The sequence below is a fragment of the Sporocytophaga sp. genome, from assembly GCF_017745095.1.
Lineage (GTDB): Bacteria > Bacteroidota > Bacteroidia > Cytophagales > Cytophagaceae > Sporocytophaga.
In genome coordinates, this window is the sequence record NZ_JAGHZZ010000026.1 from 1 (window position 1) to 23,884 (window position 23,884).

26 protein-coding genes and 1 pseudogene are annotated in these 23,884 nt (G+C 35.4%); 12 read left to right on the forward strand and 15 right to left on the reverse strand.

The window, feature by feature from the left end:
- Positions 1-401: 401 nt before the first annotated feature.
- The 14 genes and pseudogenes from J7604_RS23445 to J7604_RS23510 form a co-directional block, all read right to left on the reverse strand.
- Complete coding sequence (locus J7604_RS23445; RefSeq protein ID WP_293901787.1) at positions 402-635, reverse strand: hypothetical protein; 234 nt, start codon at positions 633-635, stop codon at positions 402-404.
- A gap of 519 nt (positions 636-1,154) precedes the next feature.
- Positions 1,155-1,526: a hypothetical protein gene (locus J7604_RS23450; protein ID WP_293901790.1), complete on the reverse strand. Its 372-nt coding sequence runs from the start codon at positions 1,524-1,526 to the stop codon at positions 1,155-1,157.
- Between the two features lie 265 nt (positions 1,527-1,791).
- Positions 1,792-2,874: a T9SS type A sorting domain-containing protein gene (locus J7604_RS23455; RefSeq protein WP_293901793.1), complete on the reverse strand. Its 1,083-nt coding sequence runs from the start codon at positions 2,872-2,874 to the stop codon at positions 1,792-1,794.
- 87 nt (positions 2,875-2,961) lie between these two features.
- Positions 2,962-3,687 (reverse strand): annotated as a pseudogene (locus tag J7604_RS23460) (site-specific integrase); the annotation flags it as partial.
- Positions 3,688-3,702: 15 nt separating this feature from the next.
- The gene (locus tag J7604_RS23465; protein ID WP_293901795.1) at positions 3,703-4,236 is read right to left on the reverse strand and encodes a phage integrase SAM-like domain and Arm DNA-binding domain-containing protein; all 534 of its coding nucleotides are present in this window, start codon (positions 4,234-4,236) and stop codon (positions 3,703-3,705) included.
- A 39-nt stretch (positions 4,237-4,275) separates the two neighbouring features.
- Positions 4,276-4,632: a helix-turn-helix domain-containing protein gene (locus J7604_RS23470; RefSeq protein ID WP_293901797.1), complete on the reverse strand. Its 357-nt coding sequence runs from the start codon at positions 4,630-4,632 to the stop codon at positions 4,276-4,278.
- Between the two features lie 217 nt (positions 4,633-4,849).
- The gene (gene mnmE / locus J7604_RS23475) at positions 4,850-6,232 is read right to left on the reverse strand and encodes a tRNA uridine-5-carboxymethylaminomethyl(34) synthesis GTPase MnmE (protein WP_293901800.1); all 1,383 of its coding nucleotides are present in this window, start codon (positions 6,230-6,232) and stop codon (positions 4,850-4,852) included.
- Between the two features lie 10 nt (positions 6,233-6,242).
- On the reverse strand, positions 6,243-6,797 hold the full coding sequence (locus J7604_RS23480) for a DUF255 domain-containing protein (protein WP_293901803.1): 555 nt from the start codon (positions 6,795-6,797) through the stop codon (positions 6,243-6,245).
- Between the two features lie 111 nt (positions 6,798-6,908).
- Positions 6,909-7,808, reverse strand: a complete 900-nt coding sequence (locus tag J7604_RS23485; protein WP_293901806.1) for a metal ABC transporter permease — start codon at positions 7,806-7,808, stop codon at positions 6,909-6,911.
- Between the two features lie 57 nt (positions 7,809-7,865).
- Positions 7,866-9,158, reverse strand: coding sequence for an iron chelate uptake ABC transporter family permease subunit (locus J7604_RS23490; RefSeq protein WP_293901809.1), 1,293 nt, complete (start codon positions 9,156-9,158; stop codon positions 7,866-7,868).
- Between the two features lie 146 nt (positions 9,159-9,304).
- On the reverse strand, positions 9,305-10,099 hold the full coding sequence (locus tag J7604_RS23495) for an ABC transporter ATP-binding protein (RefSeq protein ID WP_293901812.1): 795 nt from the start codon (positions 10,097-10,099) through the stop codon (positions 9,305-9,307).
- A 21-nt stretch (positions 10,100-10,120) separates the two neighbouring features.
- On the reverse strand, positions 10,121-11,050 hold the full coding sequence (locus tag J7604_RS23500) for a zinc ABC transporter substrate-binding protein (protein WP_293901815.1): 930 nt from the start codon (positions 11,048-11,050) through the stop codon (positions 10,121-10,123).
- Entirely contained in the window at positions 11,047-11,709 is a 663-nt protein-coding gene (locus tag J7604_RS23505; RefSeq protein WP_293901818.1) for a metal-dependent transcriptional regulator, read from the reverse strand. The genes J7604_RS23500 and J7604_RS23505 overlap by 4 nt, the downstream gene beginning before the upstream one ends.
- A gap of 83 nt (positions 11,710-11,792) precedes the next feature.
- A complete protein-coding gene (locus tag J7604_RS23510; RefSeq protein ID WP_293901821.1) occupies positions 11,793-12,926 on the reverse strand; it encodes a glycosyltransferase in 1,134 nt (377 codons plus the stop codon).
- Positions 12,927-12,969: 43 nt separating this feature from the next.
- Between J7604_RS23510 and J7604_RS23515 the strand changes: the two genes are divergently transcribed.
- Positions 12,970-13,776: a 2,3,4,5-tetrahydropyridine-2,6-dicarboxylate N-succinyltransferase gene (locus tag J7604_RS23515; RefSeq protein ID WP_293901824.1), complete on the forward strand. Its 807-nt coding sequence runs from the start codon at positions 12,970-12,972 to the stop codon at positions 13,774-13,776.
- Positions 13,777-13,997: 221 nt separating this feature from the next.
- Positions 13,998-14,423 (forward strand): hypothetical protein, encoded by a 426-nt coding sequence (locus J7604_RS23520; protein WP_293901827.1) that lies wholly within the window; start codon positions 13,998-14,000, stop codon positions 14,421-14,423.
- A gap of 971 nt (positions 14,424-15,394) precedes the next feature.
- Here J7604_RS23520 and J7604_RS23525 read toward each other — a convergent pair.
- A complete protein-coding gene (locus J7604_RS23525; protein WP_293901830.1) occupies positions 15,395-16,285 on the reverse strand; it encodes a 3-hydroxyacyl-CoA dehydrogenase family protein in 891 nt (296 codons plus the stop codon).
- Between the two features lie 282 nt (positions 16,286-16,567).
- Between J7604_RS23525 and J7604_RS23530 the strand changes: the two genes are divergently transcribed.
- From J7604_RS23530 to J7604_RS23575, 10 genes are all read left to right on the forward strand, one after another.
- Positions 16,568-17,377: a MotA/TolQ/ExbB proton channel family protein gene (locus J7604_RS23530; protein WP_293901834.1), complete on the forward strand. Its 810-nt coding sequence runs from the start codon at positions 16,568-16,570 to the stop codon at positions 17,375-17,377.
- A gap of 18 nt (positions 17,378-17,395) precedes the next feature.
- Positions 17,396-17,986: a biopolymer transporter ExbD gene (locus J7604_RS23535; RefSeq protein ID WP_293901838.1), complete on the forward strand. Its 591-nt coding sequence runs from the start codon at positions 17,396-17,398 to the stop codon at positions 17,984-17,986.
- Positions 17,987-18,048: 62 nt separating this feature from the next.
- Positions 18,049-18,558, forward strand: a complete 510-nt coding sequence (locus J7604_RS23540; protein WP_293901841.1) for a biopolymer transporter ExbD — start codon at positions 18,049-18,051, stop codon at positions 18,556-18,558.
- A gap of 32 nt (positions 18,559-18,590) precedes the next feature.
- Positions 18,591-19,418, forward strand: a complete 828-nt coding sequence (locus tag J7604_RS23545) for an energy transducer TonB (protein ID WP_293901844.1) — start codon at positions 18,591-18,593, stop codon at positions 19,416-19,418.
- A 139-nt stretch (positions 19,419-19,557) separates the two neighbouring features.
- Positions 19,558-19,713 carry a hypothetical protein gene (locus tag J7604_RS23550; RefSeq protein WP_162144182.1) on the forward strand — a complete coding sequence of 52 codons (156 nt, stop codon included), beginning with the start codon at positions 19,558-19,560 and terminating at the stop codon, positions 19,711-19,713.
- A 1-nt stretch (position 19,714) separates the two neighbouring features.
- Positions 19,715-20,656 carry a PstS family phosphate ABC transporter substrate-binding protein gene (locus J7604_RS23555; RefSeq protein WP_293901851.1) on the forward strand — a complete coding sequence of 314 codons (942 nt, stop codon included), beginning with the start codon at positions 19,715-19,717 and terminating at the stop codon, positions 20,654-20,656.
- A gap of 16 nt (positions 20,657-20,672) precedes the next feature.
- Complete coding sequence (locus J7604_RS23560) at positions 20,673-22,232, forward strand: tetratricopeptide repeat protein (protein ID WP_293901854.1); 1,560 nt, start codon at positions 20,673-20,675, stop codon at positions 22,230-22,232.
- 154 nt (positions 22,233-22,386) lie between these two features.
- Positions 22,387-22,761 carry a TerB family tellurite resistance protein gene (locus tag J7604_RS23565; RefSeq protein ID WP_293901857.1) on the forward strand — a complete coding sequence of 125 codons (375 nt, stop codon included), beginning with the start codon at positions 22,387-22,389 and terminating at the stop codon, positions 22,759-22,761.
- A 164-nt stretch (positions 22,762-22,925) separates the two neighbouring features.
- Positions 22,926-23,549, forward strand: a complete 624-nt coding sequence (locus tag J7604_RS23570; RefSeq protein ID WP_293901860.1) for a VTT domain-containing protein — start codon at positions 22,926-22,928, stop codon at positions 23,547-23,549.
- A 72-nt stretch (positions 23,550-23,621) separates the two neighbouring features.
- Positions 23,622-23,882: a hypothetical protein gene (locus J7604_RS23575; RefSeq protein WP_293901863.1), complete on the forward strand. Its 261-nt coding sequence runs from the start codon at positions 23,622-23,624 to the stop codon at positions 23,880-23,882.
- Positions 23,883-23,884 lie beyond the last annotated feature (2 nt).

Genomic DNA, 23,884 nt, shown 5'->3' on the forward strand with positions numbered 1-23,884 from the left:
GGCTGTAACTGAAAGTTCAAAAAGGAAACTAAAAGAGTTAATACCCAAAATTGAAACATTTATCAATTAGCTAGTAGTGCATCTCTTCTGGCGCAAGTCTGTGACTAGTGCCTATAAATGAAGTCCAGTTTATAAACTGACGGAAACTCCAAAATAAAGATCCATAGTAAGAAGGTGTCAGAGTTTAAAGACTGGCACCTTTTTTTATTTGATTCTGCGCTGCAACTCCCACAATCTTTCCACGCAACTCCCACAATCTTTCCGCAATTAACACTTCGATACAACGAAGTCGATGAAAATTAAAAGGTTGAAAGAGAAAGGAAAGCAAAGCGTATGGAAGTCGTTTTTTAAGCAAGAGATTTTAAAAAGTATAAGAAAAAAAGTATCTGAAAGAAGTGAACTTAACACTTCGGACAGGTACTTTTTCTGTTTTGTTCAAGTCTTGCAGCTTTAGCTTGTCTGGTTTGTTCGGAAAAGTCTATATCGGAAAGTTTTTGAGTATAGGCTTCTATAGGAGTAAGTCCATTGAGGGCATAATGAGGTCTGAAAAGATTATAGTCTTCAATGGATTTTATAATGCAGCCAAAGAGTTCTTTGAAAGATTGTGGCAGGTTATGTCTGATATAACGCTTCATGATTTTGTTGATGGCTTCTGGGGTGGATCAAGGGGTGTGAATCCGGTACTCTTGATGTAACAAGAGATGTGAGTAAAGATGCTAATCAGGATGCACTAATAGGTAAGGATGGGGTTCATAAAATGTGTGTAAGGATGCTTATAGTTATAATCTTCATTATTTTGACGAGATTAAAAGCCCACTCGATGTAACTGATAATTCAATCGCACATTTTATGTGTCCTTGTAATTATTGGAATATATATCATATCATTTTGCTTTAATTACTAAAATTTGATTCCGAAAATATTCAACCTTTGCGATTTATTAAGCTGCTTGAAGTATTTATGGATCATTTCTTCAAGATGTTGAGAGTTCTTGACGTCACTGTCAATTTTGATTGTAATAAAATTTAAAGCCATTCTGACTCGCTCCCTTGTTTTTGCTGTGTCGTTTTTATCAACATTCTCCATGTAAGCCCTGACATGTTCATCGAATAAATCTTCATAGTAAGTATGGTTGCGACCTTTTAATCGATCTATTATGTTGTAGATATTATGGATTTCTCCAAAAGCAACAGGATTATTAAGGATTTTGTATAGGTCAGTTTTTTTATGGTGTCAAAGGTGTGCCTTGAGAAAAAACAATCATTGAATCTTTCATTTCTTAAATCTTCATAAAAGTCATGTCTTTGTCCTTTGTTTAAGGCGTCCAGACCTTTTTTATAGATTTTATATAATTTTGATATTTCCTGTCGGTAAATTTTTCCTGTGCTTGCTTGGTGCACTATATCAGAAAGAATTATTTTCCTGATATTACTAATTTCAAGTTTCTTTATAAAATAGTCAAAGATAACTTTTAGTATGATAGCTATCAATGCACCTATAAATCCTGTTAGAACTTTTTCAGCCATGAAGAAAAGTATGTTATTTTGTAACTACAATTAGTAAGTTTATGCAATTACTGTTTCTGTAATTTAAATCGAGGCTAGGGAAATTATTGAAATTACCAGTGCTAAAGAAATAAAAGATAAAGGTAACTGTATCACTGGAGAACACTTCAAGTATCGTCTATATTACTTTACTCTTTTTATGATAACAACCCTCTTCTGAATTCGACAGTTATTGAATTATAGCTTGTCTTAAATGTTTTAAAGCTTGAGATAATAGAACTGAATTTTATCTGACAATCAAATATTCCTGATGCCTACCTTTTTCTGTTACTATTTCCACTATATATGTACCGGGTTTTAATTCTTTCGTAGATATTGAATTCAAATTGCTACTGCTATCCATTTGTTTAAGAAGGCTCCCATTTAAATCATAAATGCTGGTTGAATAGCTGCTTGTTTTATTGTTTGAATTATCAATGTTTACATTTACTGTCTCTCCTGCTACAACAGGATTAGGATAGATTAAAGGAATATTGCTATTACCACTTAAATCAACAAAAATCGTCTTCAAATCTTCATGTTGCCCATCGTTATCAAATTGAATAAGTTTGATATAACAGGAGGAATTTACGGGTAAAGAATATATGTATTCGGTAATTCCGGTAGTATTATTCTTTCCTTCTTGAAATCCAATTAACTGGAAATTTATGCCATCCTCACTTTTATATATTTCAAAGCCAGCATTGTTTTTCTCAGCTATAGTTTTCCACTTAAGATTTATGTGTGAAGATTCTATTGTATAAGAAATGCCAGTTAACTTCACTGGTGCTACAAATACTGTGAAATCTGTAATCAGAGGATTAACATTACCTGTTGTTTCGAATGGTGTATGACCTAAAAATCCGGATCCGTCTATATAACCAAGGTTCTGAAAAGTACCGTAGGAGGTAAGTGTACCATTGACTACTACACCATTACTGTAATTAGTAAAGCTATTTGAAGTAGTTATCTGGGCAATTGCTCCTACATTGATATTACCTGACTGTACATTGAGGTTATTAGCTATAACCTGGCCATTTTGTAAGTCAAATAAGCCTCCCTGAATAGTAATTGTACTGCCCTGTAAGGATTGTCCGTTTTCAATGGAAATACTGCCACCAGTCTTTACTGTTAAGTTTGTAAAAGACAAATTGTTGTTTACTGTTACGTTGTCGGTTTCCGATGGTAAGCAGCTACAGGAAGGCCCTCCAGGGGTTGTCGACCAATTGCCTGGATCATCCCACGATCCATCATTACGACTATAAAGGTTAGCTGAAAAACTAAAATGGCAGCTGGTGTAAAGTAAGGTGAAAAGAAAAAATTTTTTCATTATAATTAATTGTACGAACGGCAAAGTTAACCTTATAAAACGATTTTTACAATCGATAAATCAGCAATTCTACTCTTAAATGTTAAATCATTGGTACTTATAATTATTCCCCAGGAAATACCACAATTCTTGAGATGTTCCGGAGAATATAAAGTTTTTAGTAACCTTATTGTAATTTTTAGGATCTATACAAATAGGAGAGGAAAGCGGTAAACTTCCCATAGTTTTAAAAGAACTTGAATTATATAATAATAAAAAGATAAAACAGAGACGACAGATTGGTGGAGCATTGACATATCCTTCTATAGTTCTTTTACATAACATACTGGCAGCAGTGTTTTTATGATTATATTCCTGGAATGAAAGTAAGTTATATTTTGATTGCAATGTTTTGCTGCTATTCCAGTTGAGTACGAATTTTAATGCCATTTCATTTTTCTGTAATAGTAGACAGGCGTGGGAATGTCTCGAAATATGGAAATGTACTTTCTTCGAAACACCTGCTTTAGTAAACCAAACTTCAAGTTTTTTGTATTGAGTGTACTTCAGTCCTTGAAAAACTTTCTGAGTTTGATCTTCTGGTTTTTCACCTAATAGTTTTACTGCACTTTCTGAAAGGGGAGTAGTTTCTGATTCTTTGGTTTTCTTTTGTCGGTATCTTAAAATCCATCCTGTGGCATCGGAGACTTGAACTTCTGACCATTTTAATTCTTCACAATCCGAAAATCTTAATCCTGTTAAATAACAGAATAAAAATGCCCGTTTTAAAACAGGTACAGAGCAATCAGTTTTAGCCAATAAAGTAATTTCTTCCTCGGTTAAAAACTCTCAATGTGGGGCATTGTATTTAATACTCTTCACAAGAGTTGCTGGATCATCAGATATTAATTTTTCTCTGTATGCTTGATGGACTGAATGTTTAATTATATCAAAATAAGATGCGGAACTGTTTTGTGAAACTTGCGAACGAAAATGTTCCTTTATATCATCAAGTATAGATACTGTTAAGTTTTTTAAAAGTATGTGGTCCCTATCTTCAAAAAAGCTTTTTAAATGTTTTAAGGCACTACGCCATGCATCGTAGTTAATATTGGACTTTCGTCTCTTTTCTGTTAGTTCTTCAAACCAATTGAGAAGTGTGATATCTTTCTTAATGTATTTTTGACCAAAGGTGCCATTGATAATTTGTTCCTGGATAGTTATTCTGATCTTCTCTGCGGTTAAACGTGTTTTTTCGTTTAACTGTCTAACTTCCGCTGAAGTAGGTTTTTCCAGGTAAAGTTCAAGGCTCTTATGTTTATTCTTACCATTGTGATAAATATCCAGATAAAGACTTTGTCTACCATCCTTAAGTTCCTTCATTCTTAGTTTTACGCTGCTCATGTACTCTAAACTCTTTAATTAAATGCAGTTAAAATAATTATCGATATCAGATCTGCGGATGATTACTCTCTTTCCAAATTTTCCGCTCTTTAGTTTTCCCTGTTTTATTAATGAACTGATTGTCCATCTGCTTGCTCCAATAAGTGAAGATGCTTCTTTTATACTCAGGAAGTCTTTTGCATGTATCTCCAATATGGGCTTTACGATAGTGGAAGATGTTTCTTTGTTGGATAATGCAACTTTTTCTTCTTTCTTTTTTTGCTTATAAAGCTTCTTTGCACAATTATCAGAACAACATTGAGTAACTGTAGTCTTTGCAATAAACTCTTTATTGCAGTTCTGACAGATTCTTGTTATTCTGATATTCGAACTCATATTGTAACTCGTGTAGGTTGTTGTAGCTTATTGTAGCTACATGTTGTTGTATGTAGAATAATTTCGCCCTACAAAAATAAAAAAGTCCAGGCTTGTTTCAAACCTAGACAAAAGCTAGAAAAACTAGTATAACAAGCGAAAATATGAGAAAACAAAGGTCAATAAAGAAGAGGTAAGTGTTTCTTTTATTTGACCTTAGTTGTTTTTGTTTGGGTGCCTACTTTCCGATACAGAACTTACTAAAAATATTCCCGAGTAAATCGTCAGTAGTTATCTCGCCAGTGATTTCACCAAGATAAATCAGAGAGCTTCGGATATCTTGAGCAAGCAGTTCACCTGATATACCGTCATCAAGCGCTTCAAGAGCGGCTTTTAATGAATCTCTGGATTTGATAAGGCTTTCATAGTGTCGAACATTGGTGACAATAACATTACCTGTTTTAAAGTTGGCAAAGTTTACCATTTCCACAAGGTTGGCTTTCAGTTCTTCAATGCCAACCTTCATAGCAGCTGAAATAAAGATGATACCATCAAAGTTTCTGAACTCAATGATATTGGACTTGTCCTTATCTATTTTGTTCCCGACAACTACGAGAGGGATATTGTAGCTCTTTAATTCGAGAAGGTTTTCTTTAAGCTCTTTTTCAGAAGTTGAATTAACATCAAACATGTAAATGATGAGGCTAGCCTGTTTCATCTTTTGTTTGGTGCGTTCAATACCAATAGATTCAATTTTGTCAGAGGAATCCCTTAGTCCAGCCGTATCAATAAAGCGGAAACGAATTCCTTCCAGAACCATTTCATCTTCAATAAAGTCACGTGTAGTACCAGGTATTTCAGAGACTATTGCTCTTTCTTCATTGAGTAATACATTAAGAAGAGTAGATTTACCGGCATTAGGTTTTCCTGCGATAACGGTCGGCACACCATTTTTGATAACATTTCCTACATCAAAAGAGCTGATCAGATGATCAATTACTCTTTTAATTTCATAAATAAGATTCTTTAATTGAGACCTGTCGGCAAACTCTACATCCTCTTCACTGAAATCAAGTTCCAATTCTATCAGGGATGCAAAGTTGATGAGCTGTTCTCTCAATTTTTTTATTTCCAGAGAAAAACCACCTCTCATCTGATTCATAGCTGCCTGGTGGGCAGCTTCTGTTTCAGAATAAATAAGATCTGCTATTGCTTCTGCTTGAGCCAGGTCGAAACGACCATTTAAAAAAGCTCTTTTAGTAAATTCACCTGGTTTGGCAAGTCTTACACCTTTTCTGATCAGCAGTTGAAGGAGTTGTTTGACTATATATTCCGAACCATGGCAGGAAATTTCAATGACATCCTCTCTAGTAAAAGAGTTTGGACCTTTAAAAAGAGAAACAACTACTTCATCTAAAATTTTCTCTCCATCACGGATAGTTCCGAAATGAATAGTGTGAGATGCAGCAGTTGTTAAATCTTTACCTTTAAATATCTTATGTGTCACAGGAATGGCTTCTTTGCCTGATATCCTGATTACCGCAATGGCCCCTACACCTGAAGCGGTTGCAAGAGCGGCAATTGTGTCTTCACTTTCTATGTTACTACTATGAGGTTCCACTTAAAAGGGGTTAGTTGGCATCGGGACTATAAGATTGCTGAAATTGCTCCCAGGTTTTTGTCTTATAGTGTTCCTCTCCGTAATAATGTAAAATTTTATCCAAAATATCAACATCCAAATAACCCGGAACAGGGGAAAGGAGGTTTTCCTTACTATCCAGATATACCGTAGTAGGGTAACCGGTTGCATTAAAGATACTTCTGGCAAGATCTTTTTCAGAAATATCTTTTCCTTTGTATTTAATCATTTTGCCACTTTCTGCATTCAGTTTTACAGCATAATATTTTTTATTCAGATACCCGGCAATTCTAGGATCGTTCAATGTGGCTTGATCCATTTTTTTGCACCATCCGCACCAGTCAGTATAAACATCTATAAATATTTTCCTTGGTTTTTTAGCATTCCGTTTAATCGCTTCATCATAACTAAGCCATTTAACCTCCTCATTTTTCCCCGGTTGCTCTGATGAAATGGTGATCGCTTTATCAGTTGGTTTATGGAGAATAGTGAATCCTGTAAGGAAAGCGCTAATGGAAAGTGCAGAAATTATTAATACTTTTTTCATCTTGATATATTTAGAAAAAACTCTTTAGGTAACCGAAATATTAAGAATTTAGTTTTAGTTAACCAGGTTAAAATCCTATTTGTCAGTATTATTACTGGTTTTATTGAAATTCTAAACTTTGCTTTCCTCAATGATCATTCCAGTTTTGTCCGCTTCGTTTTTTTTTCTTAGAATCCCATATCTAGGAGAAAAGATAAAGGCAAGGACAAAAATTAAACCTGTCATTGTAGCCATTGCACCTGCAATAGATCCGTCAATTTGAGAGGCAAGAAGATAACCTAAAACCGAGCTAAGAATTCCGAATACTGCTGCCAAAACTAGCATTAATTCAAAACGATCTGTAAGAAGATAAGCCGTGGCTGCGGGAACAATCAAAAAAGCTACAACCAGAATTGCCCCCACCGATTCAAAGCTGGCTACTGTTGCCAAGGAAACCATGCTCATAAGGATATAATGCCACAATGCAGTGCTAAAACCAATAGCTGCTGCATAGGAGGGATCAAAAGTGGTGACGAGCAATTCTTTATATGACGTAAAAATCATAATTAGTACCAGCACAAGTATGCTTCCCATAATCCAGATTGCCTGCGGACCGAGGTTTGTGCCTGTATCTGTGATCCAAACATTTAAAGGTACGTAGGCTATTTCTCCATATAAGACACATTCCTGATCAATATCAACTTTATTGGCAAAAACAGAGATCAGAATTACTCCCAAAGCGAACAGCCAGGTAAAAGTTACACCTATCGAGGCATCTTCTTGGAGCCTGGCTTTTTTGTGAAGGAATTCTATAAGAAAAGTAGTAAGAATGCCGAGAATCCCAGCACCTAAAAGCATTGGTATAGTCTGTCTGGATCCGGAAATTAGAAATGCGAGAACAATTCCTGGAAGTACGGCATGAGAAATGGCATCACCCACCATGGCCATTCTCCTCAATATCAGATAACAACCCAGTAGACTGCATGTTACTGCAACGAGAGCGCCTGTAAGTATAATCCAAAATGAAGACATGTTTTTCTGCTACTTGATTTTTATTTTTTATAATTTCAATGAAAACCCCAATAGACTTTAAAAGTCTTTATATGGAATTTTTGTATCATGAGGATCTACTTCGGGATACTTTAGCTGTTCCAGAATTTTAGCTTCAAGCTCCGGAGTTATGATGTGTTCAATAGTCTCCGCATCATCGTGTACATGGTCAGGGGCAAGCTGAAGGTATTGTGTCAGGTACAATTCCCAAAGTCTATGCAATCTCGCAACTCTTTGGCCTTTAACTTTACCCGCTTCGGTAAACTTCCAATGATCTTTAGTTTTAGAAAGAAAGCCTTGATCTGTTAACCTGGCAAGCCCGTTTTTTAAAAGATCTTTTCGCATAGATCTACGTTCTAGCAGGGAGGTAATGGATCTTGCCGTAAAGAAATCCTGATCTTTTTCTCCCAACTGAAAGAAGAGCTTCAGAATATTTTCGTCTGTGATTTGTTTCTGGTTCTTTATCTGTTTGCGTAGCCTTGCAAAAACTCCTTTAACCGGAGCGAAGGCAAACGACACAATTGCAATCATGGAGATAACCATTACGATCCAAGGGCCTGTTGGCATTGAAGGAGCAAGGTAGGAAATGTATGCCCCGAAAATTCCGGAAACAGCACCCATCATCGCTGCCACCAGCATCATGATGGTGAGGTTATGAGTCCAGTATCTAGCTGCCGCGGCTGGTGTAATGAGCATAGCAGCCATTAAAACCACACCGACCGCTTGAATACCAGTAACAACTGCAAGTACAGTAATAGACGTGAGCATAAATTCCAGTATTTTAACTGGTAGACCTATTGCTTCTGCAAAATTTCTGTCAAATGAAATGAGTGTAAATTCTTTAAAAAAGAAAAATACACCTATTAGTAATATAATACCAACTAGGCCAAAACTATAAAGATCCTCTGGTAGAATGGAGGCGGCTTTCCCAAATAAAAAGCTGTCTAAACCGCTTTGGTTAGCATTTCCACCATGTTGAATAGCGGTCAGCAATAAAATTCCGATTCCGAAAAAAACTGAAAGGACGATACCAATAGCACTATCTTCTTTAAGTTTAGTCTTAGTAGTAATATATTCAACCAAAAATATGCTAAGTCCACCTGTAATAAAAGCTCCTATCAGAAGTATAAATGGATTTTTTTCACCTGTTAATAAGAATGAAAGGCAAACTCCCGGCAATACGGAATGTGCAACTGCATCACCGATCAAAGCTCTTTTTCTCAGAAAAGTAAAGCACCCCACCACTGCAGAGCAGACGGTCATAAGTATAGAACCTACTACAACATATCTAATATTCGGATCAGTAAATGAGAAAAATTCAAAGAATTTCATATGGTTGTAAAGCTGAAAGCTCAAAGCATAAAGCTTAAAGTCATTCCCTTTTTAATTAAATATTTATTCAGTAACTACTATGTAATGTTATAAATTTCTCTACTTAGAGCCTGCTTTTTTAAACTTTCAGCTTTTAGCCTTAGGCTTTAAGCTTTATCCTCACGGGAAGGGAATTGCTGTTTCTCCAACAAATCACCGACCTTGGCTAATACAGTCAGTTTTCCTCCATAAGTCTCCTGGAGAAGATCCTGAGTGAATACTTTTTCTGTGGGGCCTGACGCAACTAAGCGCATATTTAATAATAAAACCCAGTTAAAATAAGTGACTGCAGATTGCAGGTCGTGATGAACGACTACGACAGTTTTGCCTGAAGTGGTCATATTTCTGAGAATCTCAATGATCGCAGCTTCCGTTGCAGCATCAACCCCCGCAAAAGGTTCATCCATAAAATAGATATCAGCGTCCTGAGCCAAAGCTCTGGCGAGAAATACTCTCTGTTGCTGGCCTCCTGAAAGTTGTGATATCTGCCTGTTGGCAAAATTTTGAAGACCTACTTTTCTAAGACACTCCACTGCCACTTCTTTATCAGCTTTTCTTGGTCTCTTAAATAATCCGATCTGACTATATCTTCCCATTAATACCACATCCAATGCCGAAGCGGGGAAGTCCCAGTCAACCGATTCTCTTTGTGGTACATAACTTACCTTTTGTCTCACTTCATCCAGGTCCTTACCAAATAATTTCACAAAGCCACTGCTAAGTGGAATCAGCCCCATAATTGCTTTAATTAGCGTAGATTTACCTGCCCCATTGGGGCCAATTATACCGGTAAGTGAGCCAGCAGGCAAGGTTAAGTCTACTCCCCATAAAACTGGCTTCCTATGATAGGCCACTGTAAGATCGTGAACTTCTAATATTGGATTTGGAACCTGAATAATCATAAGGTTTTAATATATAGCGTTTTACTTTAGTGCAGTAGTAATCTTATGAACATTGCTGGTAACCATTCCTATATATGTGCCTTCAAAGGTACCCTTGGCACCCATGGCGTCACTATATAAAGTACCACCAATTGAAATTTCATGGCCTTTTTCTTTTACACCTTTTACTACTGCTTCGATAGCTTTAGGAGAAACAGAAGATTCTACAAAAACAGCTTTAATTTTTCTTGAAACAATAAAATTTACAAGTCCGGTTATGTCATTCAACCCAAAATCAGATGATGTGGAGATTCCTTGTAAACCTTTTACCTCAATTGAGTATGCCTTGCCAAAATACCCAAACGCATCATGTGCAGTAATCAAAACCCGTCTTTCCTGAGGGATTGACTGAATTTCATTTTTTACCCAATGATCCAGTGAGTCAAGTTGCCTTATATATTTAGCAGCATTATGCTCATAATAATCTTTCTTTAAATTATTGATTTTCACAAGGCTGTTATAAATCTCTGCGACCGATTTGGTCCAAAGGTGTACATCAAACCATATATGCGGATCAAAAGCATCGGCAAATTGAGGAGCAGTCATTAATAGGTTATGCGGTATACCGTTGGAAACCGGAATTACTGGTTTAGATTTGGCTAGTTTTTCCAGAATTTCAGCCATTTTTCCCTCAAGGTGCAAACCATTATAAAAGATGATATCGGCTTCTGAAAGCTTCTCAAGATCTCCGTGAGTAGCTTTATAAAGATGCGGATCGACTCCCGGTCCCATGAGCGCAATGATGTCCGCAGAGGTGTCAGCAATGTTTTTTACTGCATCTGCAATCATGCCGGTAGTCGTTACAATTAATAGTTTTTTCTTTTTTTCGGAAGCTTTTTCAGAACATGAAAAAATGGATCCTGAAAAGATAATTAAAAGTATTACGAATAAAATAAAATTGTATTTTTTCATGATTCGGCAATGAGAATATTTTTAGCTACTTCACTTGATACTAGTATTGTTTTTTTATTATCAATCAGAATTTCTAGAGAACCGTCGAATTCAATTTTATCCATTACCTTGATTTTCGCCCCAATATAAATTCCTGCTTTATCGAGATATTGAAGAAATAAAGGGGAGGTCTCCTTCAATCCTATAACTTTTCCCTGGTTATGTAAATCTGTTTCCGATAAGGGAGTATGTTTCTTAGCTTTCATTTCTCCACGTTCATTCGGAATGGGATCTCCATGCGGATCAAACGGGGGGAATCCTAGAAATTCATCTAATCTCTCTATCAGTAAGTTAGATTGAATGTGTTCAAGTTGTTCTGCAATTTCATGCACTTCATCCCAGTTAAACTTTAACTTTTCAACAAGGAAAACTTCCCAAAGTCTGTGTTTTCTGATAATCTGAAGAGCGATCTTTTTGCCGCTAGGAGTTAATGAAACTCCTTGATACTTGATATAGTTAATGACTTCTTTCTGTGAAAGTTTTTTAAGCATATCACTGACAGAGGCAGGCTTTGTATTTAAAGCATCGGAGATGGCATTGGTAGAAACGTCAATTTTGCCATCCTCGGAAAGGTGGTAAATCGCTTTTAGATAGTTTTCTTCTGTAAAACTCAGAAACATGATTCAGGCTAATTGTAATACAAATATATGAAAATTTAGGTTTGTCTAAAAAAAAGTTTAGATTTATTTTATTGTATTGATAGTTAATTGTTTAAGTAGTTGTTGATGACTTGAAGAAATTGAATTTCTTCAGAATCCCAGGTTATATTTTCTGGTTGAGAGGTATAAAAAATGTGTTGTTTTAACTTTTCTAAAAGGTCCTCAGGTTTTGACTTATTGAAATCATATGTGATGGCGGCATTGTAAGAGTCTGTAATTGAGGTCCAAATGTGATTTGATGGAATAATCATTGGCAGATATAGGGAAAGGTATTCATATAATTTGGTGGGAATACAATTTTCAGTGCTTTTATTGGGGACGTAGCTAAGGATTCCTATATCTGAATTTTTAATTTGCTTTAATATTTCTGAGTGGGCTACAGGTGAATCTCCTCCGATAAGATTGATAAAAGGATAGTCTTTGATTTCTGATTTTAATTTATTAAGTATTTCTTTTTTAGGTGAATATCCTATTACAGTTAAAGTAATATTTGAATCTATTTTATGAAGCTTTTTTATAAGATCTATTGCTTTAAATATTCCATAGACTTCTGAAATTGTTCCAGAATACAGGAATCGAAAACCTTTATTAGGCTTAATCTTAAAAGCTTGTTTAATGACTGGTGGAATTCCCTCATTTTTAAATTTATTCTCTACCACACAGCTTTTGTTCCTTGTAAAAGAAAACTCTGATTCATAATTCCTCTCCGCTAGAAAATAAAAATCTATAAAAGGTCTCGTCAGAATTTCAAAAAGCCTGACTCCGCTGGCGATAATATTTCGAACGAATGGTGGAAAAGTTGGAGTGAAGCGGATATTTCGATAATAGTTTTCCTGAACATCATAGATTAAAACTGTACCTGAAATTATCTTATATAAAATACTAACTAGCAGAATTTCATGGGTAGTAATGATGACTAGTTGAGGTTTTACTTTAAGTAAAAGTTTCAATAATTTTATCTGAGCGCTAAACCTGGAAATATGCAATCTGGATGCTGAAAATAGGGTGTGAAAGAATATTCGATTTTCAGAAGTAGCATTTTTGGTAGGAGAAAATCCGGCAATATGAATTTCCACATCATTGAGTTTAAGTAATGATTTTGCAAATTTTTCGTACATTCGGGTCTCATTTACCGGTTTGAGCACCGAGGCCAGAAGTATTTTGGCTGTTTTACTCATTGACACTAAAATTAATACTTTTATATTTTAATACATTTTATAAATGAAAGAGATTATTGAAAGAGCCTGGAATGACCGAAGTATTTTGAATGATCAGGAAGTACAAATTGCAATCAGAACTATTATTGAAGAACTTGATAAAGGTATCAGAAGAGTTGCTGAGCCAACTGAAAGTGGATGGCAGGTAAATGAGTGGATTAAAAAAGCAGTAATTCTTTATTTTCCTATTCAGAAAATGAAGGTTACAGAAGTTGGTCCTCTTGAATTCCACGATAAAATGGAGCTTAAAAAAGGGTATGATAAATTAGGTGTAAGGGTTGTACCTCACGCTGTTGCAAGATATGGAGCCTTTCTAGCAAAAGGGGTGATCATGATGCCTTCTTATGTAAATATCGGTGCTTATGTAGATGAAGGAACAATGGTCGATACTTGGGCAACAGTAGGAAGCTGTGCTCAGATTGGAAAAAATGTTCATTTGAGTGGTGGAGTTGGTATTGGCGGTGTTTTAGAACCAGTACAGGCTGCTCCCGTAATCATTGAGGATGGCGCATTTATTGGATCGAGATGTATTATTGTGGAAGGTGTTCGTGTTGGAAAAGAGGCTGTTATAGGTGCAAATGTTTGTCTTACAGGTAGTTCTAAAGTGATTGACGTGACAGGAGATAAGCCTGTTGAATACAAAGGATATGTTCCGGAAAGGTCAGTAGTAATCCCAGGCTCTTATACAAAGAAATTCCCTGCTGGTGATTTTCAGGTTCCTTGTGCATTGATTATTGGAAAAAGAAAACCAAGTACGGATCTCAAAACATCGCTGAACGATGCTCTAAGAGAAAATGATGTAGCTGTTTAGCGATTATCATATTATATCAGGACCCTGAAGTTTTTTATGAATTTCAGGGTCTTTTTTTGTAATTATATTAATTATTTACTTTAATGTTTGTGTATTAAGTGTTTTAAAATGAATTGTTTGTATTGTTTTTAATTCTAAACTTATATGAATGATTATTTGTCAGCTCTAAAGGTTAAGATTAATATTTCTGAGAAAATTAAAGATTTCAGATTTGTACTCCAATGTCTGATTATTTTTACTGCCATGCTTTTAAAGCCAGCCATGGAAATTGGGGTTTTGGGAAACTGATCAATTTCGAGATTCGATTTTCCTTATTTTGGGAGGAACTTATATTTTCTCTTTATAGGGACCTTTTGAGAAATTTTATCCAAAAGCAAAGAATTATCTTCCCCTTACTTTGCCTTATTGTTGCCACCTTTATCTTGGCACTTGCTGTTGGAAATCCATTTTTTAAGATATCTGATGAGCACTTCGAAAGGCCCTTGTTGTTTATTATTCATATTGTACTATTTCTGGTTGAAGCAATTGTTATCTTTTGTGGAATATTGGATCTTTTTAAGGATGATAAAGCCTCGAAAGACAGGCTTTGGGGAGCCGTATCTGTTTACTTGATGATTGCAATTTCCTTTGCAAGCCTTATGATCTGATTAATATTATTAAACCTGGATGTATGGGTTTACTCTTGAACTTAGGTCTTGAAAGTTACACGGAGTGTATCTATTATAGTCTTAGTATCCTTGGCGGGCAAGATCGATTTATGAACATCCAGATAGATTAATTAGAAATTTGGGAGTCGTAGAATCTCTTTGGGGAAACTTATTTGTGGTCTTGCTTGTATGAAAAATTCTATCAGCTCCTGATAAAAAACTGACATGACAACCAATTCTAAAATAGAAGGCTACATTCCAGAAAAAGAGATCTTTAGGTATAAGGTATATAAACGACTATTTCAGATACAAATAGGGTTAATTATTTCAGGCTTCATTGTAGTCGAATTTATAAAAATTGCAGAATTGCCGGTTTTAAAATCTTTAATAATCGCCTCATTTTTTCTGGCAGGAGCAGGCTATTTTTATATTTTGAGGGAACTCCTGGGTAGTTTTGTTTGAAACCACATTTTTAGAACTGGCCTTTTGATATTCTTATTCACTCAGTTTTTTCTAATAGTTCTCGCAGAAAATCCAATATTCATAGTTTCTAAATCAGAATACAGAAGAGTATTATTATTTATAGTGCATTTGGGGATATTAATGGTAGAAGCCGGGTAATTTATTTTTCGGTAAATGACCTGTTTAAGAGTTCTCGCTTGTCTCCTGGTAAATTAATTAGTTGTGTAGCCCTTTATTTAATGATTGCGCTTGCTTTTGCCAGTTTATATGACCTGATCATTTTGATCAATCCTTATGGGTATGGCTATTTTATAAAAGGAGGTTTTCCCAGTTATTCTGAGTCAATCTATTATAGTCAAATGCATTCCCGAATGCTTCTATTTTATTAAAAGAGTAGGTATAATAGAAGCTGTTACGGGGGAGATGTTTGTTGCATTGCTCATTGGCAACTTACTAAGCAAGCCAGAAAATAGTGATTTATAAAAATACACTATTTATATAGTGTATTTTTATAAAAATCTTTCAGCTGGAATCAGTTTGTCTTTTCCGCTCTTGTTGTAATCATAAAAGCCAACACCTGATTTAACACCTTTATGGCCTGCTTCTACCATGTTCACCAAAAGGGGGCATGGGGCATATTTAGGATTTCCAAGTCCTTCATGTAGCACCCTAAGAATAGCCAAGCAAACATCAAGACCAATGAAGTCAGCCAATTGCAATGGGCCCATAGGATGAGCCATTCCAAGTTTCATGACTGTATCAATTTCAGTAACCCCGGCAACTCCTTCAAACAGGCTAAATATTGATTCATTGATCATGGGCATAAGGATTCTGTTTGCGACAAATCCTGGGTAATCGTTTACCTCAACAGGAATTTTTTCCAGTTTTCTGGAAATTTCCATGATTGTTTCAGTAGTCAATTTTGAGGTTGAATACCCATTAATCACTTCAACAAGTTTCATGACTGGCACAGGGTTCATAAAGTGCATTCCGATTACTTTATCAGGACGTTTGGTAGCGGCCGCAATTTTTGTAATGGAGATGGAAGATGTGTTAGTGGCCAAAATGCAAGGTGGGGGAGCAATAGAATCCAATTCCCTGAATAAATTTAATTTAACTTCTTGGTTTTCTGTTGCAGCCTCAATAACCAGATCTGCATTTTTTACCGCATCATTTAATAAGGTAAAAGTTTTTATTTTTGATAGAATTTCAAATTTCTGCTCGGGTTTTATTATTTCTTTTTTAATTTGGCGGTCAATATTTTGCTGAATGTTTTTCAAACCGGATTCGAGGGCTCCGGCAGATACATCACAGAGGCTTACTTCATAACCGAATTGAGCAAAAACGTGAGCTATTCCGTTGCCCATAGTACCCGATCCGATAATTGTTATATTTTTCATGCAATAAATTTGAAGGTTTTGGTGTTATCAAAAAATAAATGTTTGAAATTATTGTTATGAAACTAGCATAAAAATAGACTCAAATTTTTTTTTTATTGAAAAGGAAGTATATTTGTCTATTATCCCTATAGGGTAATAGGGTGCTTGTGTGAAATTTGTTATTTAGATTTGTTATAAACTATCTTAACAATTTCTTAACATTTAATAGGTATCTTTATTATAGGTATAGTATAATTTTGTAAACAGATTTATAACAGAGTTCAATAGTCATTTAAAAACAAAATGGAAAATCAAACTTCTTCTACGGGAAAATTTAATTCCTGGTTCGCTGTGGTAGCCATCGTATTGGCAATTCTTTTCAGTTTCATTCTTTATTACAATGTTTTAGGCGATCCTTCTAATTTTCAAGGAGATAATATCGCTAACCATCCAAAAGAAGGAAACTATCTTGGTGTAGTTTATAAAGGTGGTTTGATTGTACCAATCCTTATGTCTTTCCTTCTGATGGTTCTTGTTTTTTCAGTTGAAAGAATTATTACAATTGCAAAAGCTTCAGGAAGTGGATCTGTTAACTCTTTCATTAGAAGAGTAAAGAGTCTTCTTTCTTCAAATGATATCAGAGCTGCTATCGAAGAGTGCGATAAGCAAAAAGGTTCTGTAGGAAACGTAGTAAAATCAGTTCTTTATAAATATGAAGGTTTATCTAAAGAAGCTGGTCTAAACAAAGAACAAAAACTTGTAGCAATCCAGAAAGAGCTAGAAGAAGCTACATCTTTAGAGCTTCCAATGCTTGAGAAAAACCTTACAATTATAGCAACTCTTGCTTCGGTTGCAACTCTTACAGGTCTTTTAGGTACTGTAATTGGTATGATTAAAGCGTTCGCAGCTCTTGCTACTGCCGGTTCTCCAGATGCAGTTGCTCTTGCGAACGGTATCTCTGAAGCTCTTATCAATACTGCACTTGGTATTGCTACTTCAGCTTTAGCGATCATTGCTTACAACTTCTTTACAAGCAAAATTGATGATCTTACCTATAACATTGACGAAATAGGATTCAGCATCACTCAATCATTTTCAGCAAGCACTAAGTAATCAAAAAGCAGGATAATCATGCCAAAAGTAAAAATTCCAAGAAAAAGCATTTCACTGGACATGACAGCCATGTGTGACATGGCCTTCCTGCTGTTGACCTTTTTCATGCTCACAACCAAGTTCAAACCGGAGGAGCCTATCGCTGTCGATATGCCATCTTCAATCTCTGAAACCATTCTTCCGGATGCCAACATCCTGACGATTTCTATCGGTAAAGAAGGAAGAGTATTCTACGGTATGGACGGTCAGGAAGCTAAAAGAGAAGTTTTAAAAAACATCTCTTCCAAGTATGGTATAACATTTACTCCTTCGGAAGAGAAGAAATTTATCTTGATGTCTTCATTCGGATCACCAGTGAGCGATCTTAAAAAGGTGTTAAGTTCAAAAGAAGCAGAAAAGAAACAATCCGGTATTCCGATTGACTCTACCAATAATCAGTTAAGAGACTGGATTCTATATTCTGCCAGAGCTGACAAACAGCTGAAAGTCGCTGTGAAAGGAGATAAAGAGACAGACTACAAGGTAGTATCAAGAGTTATTGCTATTCTTCAGGAGTTGAATATCAATAAAATCAAATTGATCACTACAATGGAGGCAAAACCTCAATAGTCAGTTGCTCCAAAAGCAATTATTTTAAAAAATCAGTTAGTACTTATAAAATCTAACCTAAAATGGCAGAAGTAAATACCGGCGGGGGTGGTGGTAAGAAAGGTAAAAAAAGAAGTAAGAAGGTTTCTACAAAGATAGATATGACACCAATGGTGGACCTTGCTTTTCTCCTTATTACATTCTTTATGCTTACAACTACCTTCAATAAACCGAAGATCATGGAGGTAAAGATGCCTGTGAAAAAGGAGGACAATACTAAGACCAATTATAAGGAGTCCGAAACTATGACACTGGTGCTGGGAGAGGAAAACAAAGTCTTTTATTTCATGGGGTTGGATAATCCTAAAGTAGAATCAGCGGATTTTTCTGATCAGGGAATAAGAAAAGTATTATTACAGAAAAACAAGTCTATAGCTGAGTTTAAAGTAATAATAAAGGCGATGGATACTTCCAAATACAAAAACATGGTAGATATTCTTGATGAAATACACATCACAGGAGTAAAATACTATGCAATTGGCAAAATCTCTCCGAAGGATATTGAATTAACCAAAACAGTTCAGGGTAGTTAGTTTATCCGGAATAAACATCTAAATTAAGAATTATGAGCATCCTGGAAGAAACGGAAACGATTTCGGTTAAGAAAACAGAAATAAATTCGCAGGCAACCCTTAATGACATTGTTTTTGAAAACAGAAACAAAGAATACGGTGCTTTTATTATAAGAAGGGAATATGGACGTTATGTTACCTCGGCAGTAGTAATTTCAGCCATAGTGTTTTTTGTGGGATTAGTATCTCCTCTTATCTATAACAAATATAAGCCTGCGGAAGCAGAGGAAGTTGTGGAAGAGGTTGAACTTGACTTGATGGAGGTCAAAGACGAGAAGCCTGAAGAGGAAATTCCTGTTGAACCGCCGCCACCTGCAGAGGAGCCTCCAAAGGCTGCAATGACTGAATTTCTTGAGCCTGAAGTAACTAAAGATGAGCAGGTCGTTAAAGACCCTCCTAAAACTGAAGACATTGTTAATCCTGGACCTGAAACTCAGGAAGGGGATCCCAATTTGAATACTGTTATTGATGGTAACGGTACAGGTAATGCCGTAGTTGAGGCACCGGTATCTAATGAACCGCTGTTATATGTTCCTGAAATGCCCGAGTTTAAGGGAAATATGGAGGAGTTTTTTAGGAAAAATGTAGTTTATCCTACTAAAGCACAGAATAACGGTATTGAAGGTAAAGTATTCGTGCAGTTTATTATCAACACTGACGGTACTGTTACTGATGTTAAAGCTATCAGAGGTATCGGTTATGGCTGCGATGAAGAAGCAGAGCGTGTAACTAAAAAAATGGTTTGGACTCCTGGAAAACAAAATGGAGTTGCCGTAAGAATTAAAAAGGTTTTACCAATCCATTTTAAATTACCGGATTAAAATATTAATCTTGTCAAAATTTCCTTAATCAGATTGTGTTTTTCAGGTCTGATTAAGGATTATCTTTTTATAACAGAATAGTTTTGGTTTAAAAGTCAATAAGGTAGTGCAGAACGCGTTTTTTTATTTCAAATTATTAATGGCCTTTTTCTATTTTGGAATTGGCATATACTTCATTGTTTACCATAAAACGATACAGTTGCTTAGTCCTCAAATGAACATAGGTCTGGGTGCATTACTTATCCTATATGGCGGATTCAGGGGATACAGGGCATTTAAAGATCGTGAAGAATAAAATGCATATAAATTTTCGGATATATCAGCTTTTTATTTTGCTATTTCTGGCATTTTCCTGCAAGGAAAAAAGTAATAAAAATATAGATGCTCCGGAAGATACCCCAACAAAGGGAGAAATCCATATTTTTTCTGATGCTTCTTTTAAACCTGCCATTATACCTCAAAAGAATACCTTTGAAGGCATTTACACCAATGCTAAAATAGGTATTACTTTTACTTCTGAAAGAACTGCAATTGATTCTTTTTTAAGAGGCCAAACTGAAATGATCGTCATTGGTAGACCTTTGAATGAAAAAGAATTATCTCCTTTTAAGTCGAAAGGAATCAGAGTCATTCAAGATGTGATGGCTAAAGACGCAATTGCATTTGTCCTCAACAAAAATTTTCCGGATTCATTATTAAGCATCAATCAGCTTACTGATATACTTTCCGGAAAGATAAAAAAATGGAAAGAAATCAATCCTTCTTTTCCATCGGGTAAAATTATAATTGCTGCTGATCAGGGGAACTCAGGAAACTTGTTTTTCCTTAAAGATAGTCTGGGACTGGATATCAAAAATGTAGAGATTTTTTCTGCAGACTCTGTTGCTGGAGTTATAGATTATGTGAAAAACCATAACAATGCCATGGGAATAATTGGCATATCGTGGTTGAGCGATGCCGATGACAGAGATTCGAATAACTATTTCAAACAAATTAAGGTTGCAGGTCTATATAAAGACAATAGGGACAAGTTTGCATTGCCCTTTCAAGGGAATATTGCCGACGGCTCTTATCCATTGAAAAGAAACATATATTTGATTTATAGTGGAGCAAGAACTGGCCTAAGGACTGGCTTTGCTTCTTTTGTTCTGGGGGACCGAGGACAGAAAATAATTCTCAAAACAGGAATAGTACCGGCAAAAATGCCAGGTAGAGATATAGAGTTTAAGTACGAATAAAAAATTTTACCAAGCAATGAGAAAAGGTATTTTAGTTGGATTTGCATTAATGCAAACATTGATAATGAATGCTCAGACTGTGCAGGATGCTACTAAAAGCATAGAACTGGAGCAGTTTGAAAAGGCCAAAAAGATTTTGGTGGAATTGAGTAAAAAGGATCAGAAAAACCCTGAAATAGCTTTCCAGCTTTCTGATGTTTATTATCAAACAGGAAATCTGGATTCTGCAAAGATAGTAGCAGAGCAGGCTCTGGCCAAAAATGAAAACGCTCTTTACTATGTTGCCTTGGGAAAATCAGTTTATGAGAACAATGATAAATCAGGCGAAAACTATTTTGAAAAAGCTTTAGCTCTATCAAAATCCAAAGATCCCAAAGTATTAGCAGGTATTGCTGAGTTTTATATTAATTCAGTTAAATTTAAAAATGCTGATAAAGCCATTGCATTACTTCAAACTGCGATAAGTAAGGATGATAAAAATCCATATTACTATTCCTTGATGGGGGATGCATACCTTGCTAAAAATGACGGTTCCAAAGCTATTGAAAGTTTTAAGAAAGCTTTGAATGCCAAACCTGGCTTTCCTATGGCATACCTTAAAATCGGAAATATCTACAACAAGGCAAGAAATTATAATGAAGGTTTAAAATATTATAATGAAGGTCTTGAGAAAAATCCGGATTATGTATTATTTCATCGCCAGATAGGGGACTTGTATTACAGGGCCAAACAATATCAAAAGGCAATTGCCAGCTATAAAGTATATGTCGAAAACACAGACAAAAATGCTGACAATGATTTTAGATATGCATCATTTCTTTTCCTGAATGAAAACTATAAAGATGCTTTGGGAATATTTGAAAGCCTTAAAAAGAATAATTATTCAAATCCGATTCTGTACAGACTTCTTGGATATAGCTATTATGAAACAGGCGATGTTTCAAAAGGGCTTGAATATATGAACGAGTATTGGAAAAAAACGAATGACAAGCTGGTTATCGGAACTGATTATGAATACATGGGTAAGATTTATTCAAAATCAGGGAATGACTCACTAGCTATAATCAATTATAAAAAAGCTATTGAAAAAGATACGTCAAAAATTGAGCTTTACAGCGAAGTGGCAGGGATGTATTTTACCGGTAAACAATATGGCAAGGCTGCTGAGATGTTCGCAATCAGACTTACCAAAATTGCTCCGACTGCTCAGGATTATCTGAATTTGGGTAAAGCTTATTACTATGATAAAAACTATTCTTTAGCTGATTCTGCTTTTGCTAAAATAGTTGAAATTATTCCAACATCTCCAACAGGATACCTTTGGAGGGCAAGAGCAAATTATGCAGGGGATGTGACGCCTGATAAAGGCAAGGCGAAACCTTATTATGAAAAAGTGATTGAATTAACACAGGCAGATGTTCAGAAGAACAAAAAAGAACTTACTGATTCCTATGCATATCTTGCTTATCACTATTCTTTGACCAAAGACAAAACCAAATCCAATGAATACTGGACAAAGGTATTGGAACTTGATCCTGAAAATAAAATGGCTAAGCAAGCGCTCGGAAAAAAATAATAGACTTTTAGAAAATTTCGAATTTAAAAGGTGCCTGAAGAAATTCAGGCATTTTTTTTGTGAGTAATTTTCATGTAAAATTTCAAGAAAAAATGTAACAAATCCGGAGAAAAACGGATTATAATAGTAATTTAAAATCGACCCAAATTAATATATGTCAACACAAAATATTCACATCGCTATGGGAAGCCTGGCATACTCAATTGCAAAGGCTGATGGTGCAATTCAATCAGAGGAGAAAGAAACGATAAAAAATCTTGCGCAAAGGGAGTTCCAGTTGGGTGACAGTGATATCGAATGGATTGACCAGATGTTTAATAAGCTTGAAAAAGCTAATATCCCTCTTGAAGACGCTTATAATTATGCCTTAGATACTCTTGAAGCAAACAGGTTTCATTTTGATTTTACCCAAAGTATGAAATCCAAATGCATTAGTTTTATGGAAAGGGTTGCTGAAGCTTTTAATGAAACTTCTGTAGAGGAGAGGTCCATTATATCAAGGTTTAAGAAGGATGTACAACGCTTTTAATTTGCTTAAAATATAGCATCCAATATACCTGCCACTGCAAGGAATATAATCAATACACCAATTAAGGCAATTATAACAATTGTTCTTATTATTGTTCCCATTTTCGTTTGTGGCTTTTTAAATATTAACTAAACAGACCTCTTCATTGTTAAACAAGAGGTTAATTGAATTTAAATTTTTTGACTTTGGGTCCTGAATCAATTATTGAATTTGGAGGCTTTGCCATTCTTCTTGTACTCGTATTTTTAGAGACTGGAATGCTCATTGGCATATTGATTCCCGGTGGAGAAACGCTTCTTTTTACTGCTGGCCTGCTGTCCGGAAGTGAAGTGCTTAATGTACCATTCCCACTATTAATGATCACCTTGACATTAGCATCCATTGCCGGAGACCTTACGGGATATACAATAGGGATGAAAACCAGACGACATCTTTTTAACAGGGAAGACAGCTTTATCTTTAAAAAAAGTTATCTGAACAGAGCCAAAGCATTCTATAGAAAATATGGCTCAGTAGCGATCATAATAGGGCGCTTTTTTCCAATTATCAGGACTGTCAACCCTTTAATGAACGGCGCCATAGATCAACCTTATATGCGATTTTTTACAATGACCACTATTGGTTGTACCCTGTATGTAAATACAATTATTCTGGTTGGTTTTTATCTGGGAAAAACATTCCCGTTTTTAAAAAGCTATCTTGAAGTTATTCTCCTTGGTATCGTTTTACTTTTTATTCTGCCTCTTTTAATCAGGATCAGAAAGGAAAAGAAAAACAAGGAAGGTTAATCCAAATTATTGAATAATTTTGTGCCCTAATATATCGGGTTAAATCTTTCCTGAATTAGGGAAAATAGCAGAATGATCGAAATAGTTGTATTGTATTTCTTATTGAAGAATTTAGGTAAACTGGCCAGGGAAAAAGGCCAATCTTCAATGCAGTGGATGGTCTTTGGCTTTCTTGCATGGATTTGTGGTGAACTAAGTGGTATTGTTTTGGTACTCAATTTTATTGGGCAGGAATATTTAATTTTTAGTATGTTTTTTGGAATTGGAATGGCTTATCTCTTCTTTTTGATCGTAAAAAGTAGGTTACAGGGCCTTCCTGATTCTGAAAACTGATA

What these genes read in the sequence shown, in the direction of transcription:
- J7604_RS23445 (WP_293901787.1), bottom strand. Translation starts at nt 635, where the DNA reads ATGAAGCGTTATATCAGACATAACCTGCCACAATCTTTCAAAGAACTC.
- J7604_RS23450 (WP_293901790.1), bottom strand. Translation starts at nt 1,526, where the DNA reads ATGGCTGAAAAAGTTCTAACAGGATTTATAGGTGCATTGATAGCTATC.
- J7604_RS23455 (WP_293901793.1), bottom strand. Translation starts at nt 2,874, where the DNA reads ATGAAAAAATTTTTTCTTTTCACCTTACTTTACACCAGCTGCCATTTT.
- J7604_RS23465 (WP_293901795.1), bottom strand. Translation starts at nt 4,236, where the DNA reads ATGAAGGAACTTAAGGATGGTAGACAAAGTCTTTATCTGGATATTTAT.
- J7604_RS23470 (WP_293901797.1), bottom strand. Translation starts at nt 4,632, where the DNA reads ATGAGTTCGAATATCAGAATAACAAGAATCTGTCAGAACTGCAATAAA.
- J7604_RS23480 (WP_293901803.1), bottom strand. Translation starts at nt 6,797, where the DNA reads ATGAAAAAAGTATTAATAATTTCTGCACTTTCCATTAGCGCTTTCCTT.
- J7604_RS23485 (WP_293901806.1), bottom strand. Translation starts at nt 7,808, where the DNA reads ATGTCTTCATTTTGGATTATACTTACAGGCGCTCTCGTTGCAGTAACA.
- J7604_RS23490 (WP_293901809.1), bottom strand. Translation starts at nt 9,158, where the DNA reads ATGAAATTCTTTGAATTTTTCTCATTTACTGATCCGAATATTAGATAT.
- J7604_RS23495 (WP_293901812.1), bottom strand. Translation starts at nt 10,099, where the DNA reads ATGATTATTCAGGTTCCAAATCCAATATTAGAAGTTCACGATCTTACA.
- J7604_RS23500 (WP_293901815.1), bottom strand. Translation starts at nt 11,050, where the DNA reads ATGAAAAAATACAATTTTATTTTATTCGTAATACTTTTAATTATCTTT.
- J7604_RS23505 (WP_293901818.1), bottom strand. Translation starts at nt 11,709, where the DNA reads ATGTTTCTGAGTTTTACAGAAGAAAACTATCTAAAAGCGATTTACCAC.
- J7604_RS23510 (WP_293901821.1), bottom strand. Translation starts at nt 12,926, where the DNA reads ATGAGTAAAACAGCCAAAATACTTCTGGCCTCGGTGCTCAAACCGGTA.
- J7604_RS23515 (WP_293901824.1), top strand. Translation starts at nt 12,970, where the DNA reads ATGAAAGAGATTATTGAAAGAGCCTGGAATGACCGAAGTATTTTGAAT.
- J7604_RS23520 (WP_293901827.1), top strand. Translation starts at nt 13,998, where the DNA reads ATGTCTGATTATTTTTACTGCCATGCTTTTAAAGCCAGCCATGGAAAT.
- J7604_RS23525 (WP_293901830.1), bottom strand. Translation starts at nt 16,285, where the DNA reads ATGAAAAATATAACAATTATCGGATCGGGTACTATGGGCAACGGAATA.
- J7604_RS23530 (WP_293901834.1), top strand. Translation starts at nt 16,568, where the DNA reads ATGGAAAATCAAACTTCTTCTACGGGAAAATTTAATTCCTGGTTCGCT.
- J7604_RS23535 (WP_293901838.1), top strand. Translation starts at nt 17,396, where the DNA reads ATGCCAAAAGTAAAAATTCCAAGAAAAAGCATTTCACTGGACATGACA.
- J7604_RS23540 (WP_293901841.1), top strand. Translation starts at nt 18,049, where the DNA reads ATGGCAGAAGTAAATACCGGCGGGGGTGGTGGTAAGAAAGGTAAAAAA.
- J7604_RS23545 (WP_293901844.1), top strand. Translation starts at nt 18,591, where the DNA reads ATGAGCATCCTGGAAGAAACGGAAACGATTTCGGTTAAGAAAACAGAA.
- J7604_RS23550 (WP_162144182.1), top strand. Translation starts at nt 19,558, where the DNA reads ATGGCCTTTTTCTATTTTGGAATTGGCATATACTTCATTGTTTACCAT.
- J7604_RS23555 (WP_293901851.1), top strand. Translation starts at nt 19,715, where the DNA reads ATGCATATAAATTTTCGGATATATCAGCTTTTTATTTTGCTATTTCTG.
- J7604_RS23560 (WP_293901854.1), top strand. Translation starts at nt 20,673, where the DNA reads ATGAGAAAAGGTATTTTAGTTGGATTTGCATTAATGCAAACATTGATA.
- J7604_RS23565 (WP_293901857.1), top strand. Translation starts at nt 22,387, where the DNA reads ATGTCAACACAAAATATTCACATCGCTATGGGAAGCCTGGCATACTCA.
- J7604_RS23575 (WP_293901863.1), top strand. Translation starts at nt 23,622, where the DNA reads ATGATCGAAATAGTTGTATTGTATTTCTTATTGAAGAATTTAGGTAAA.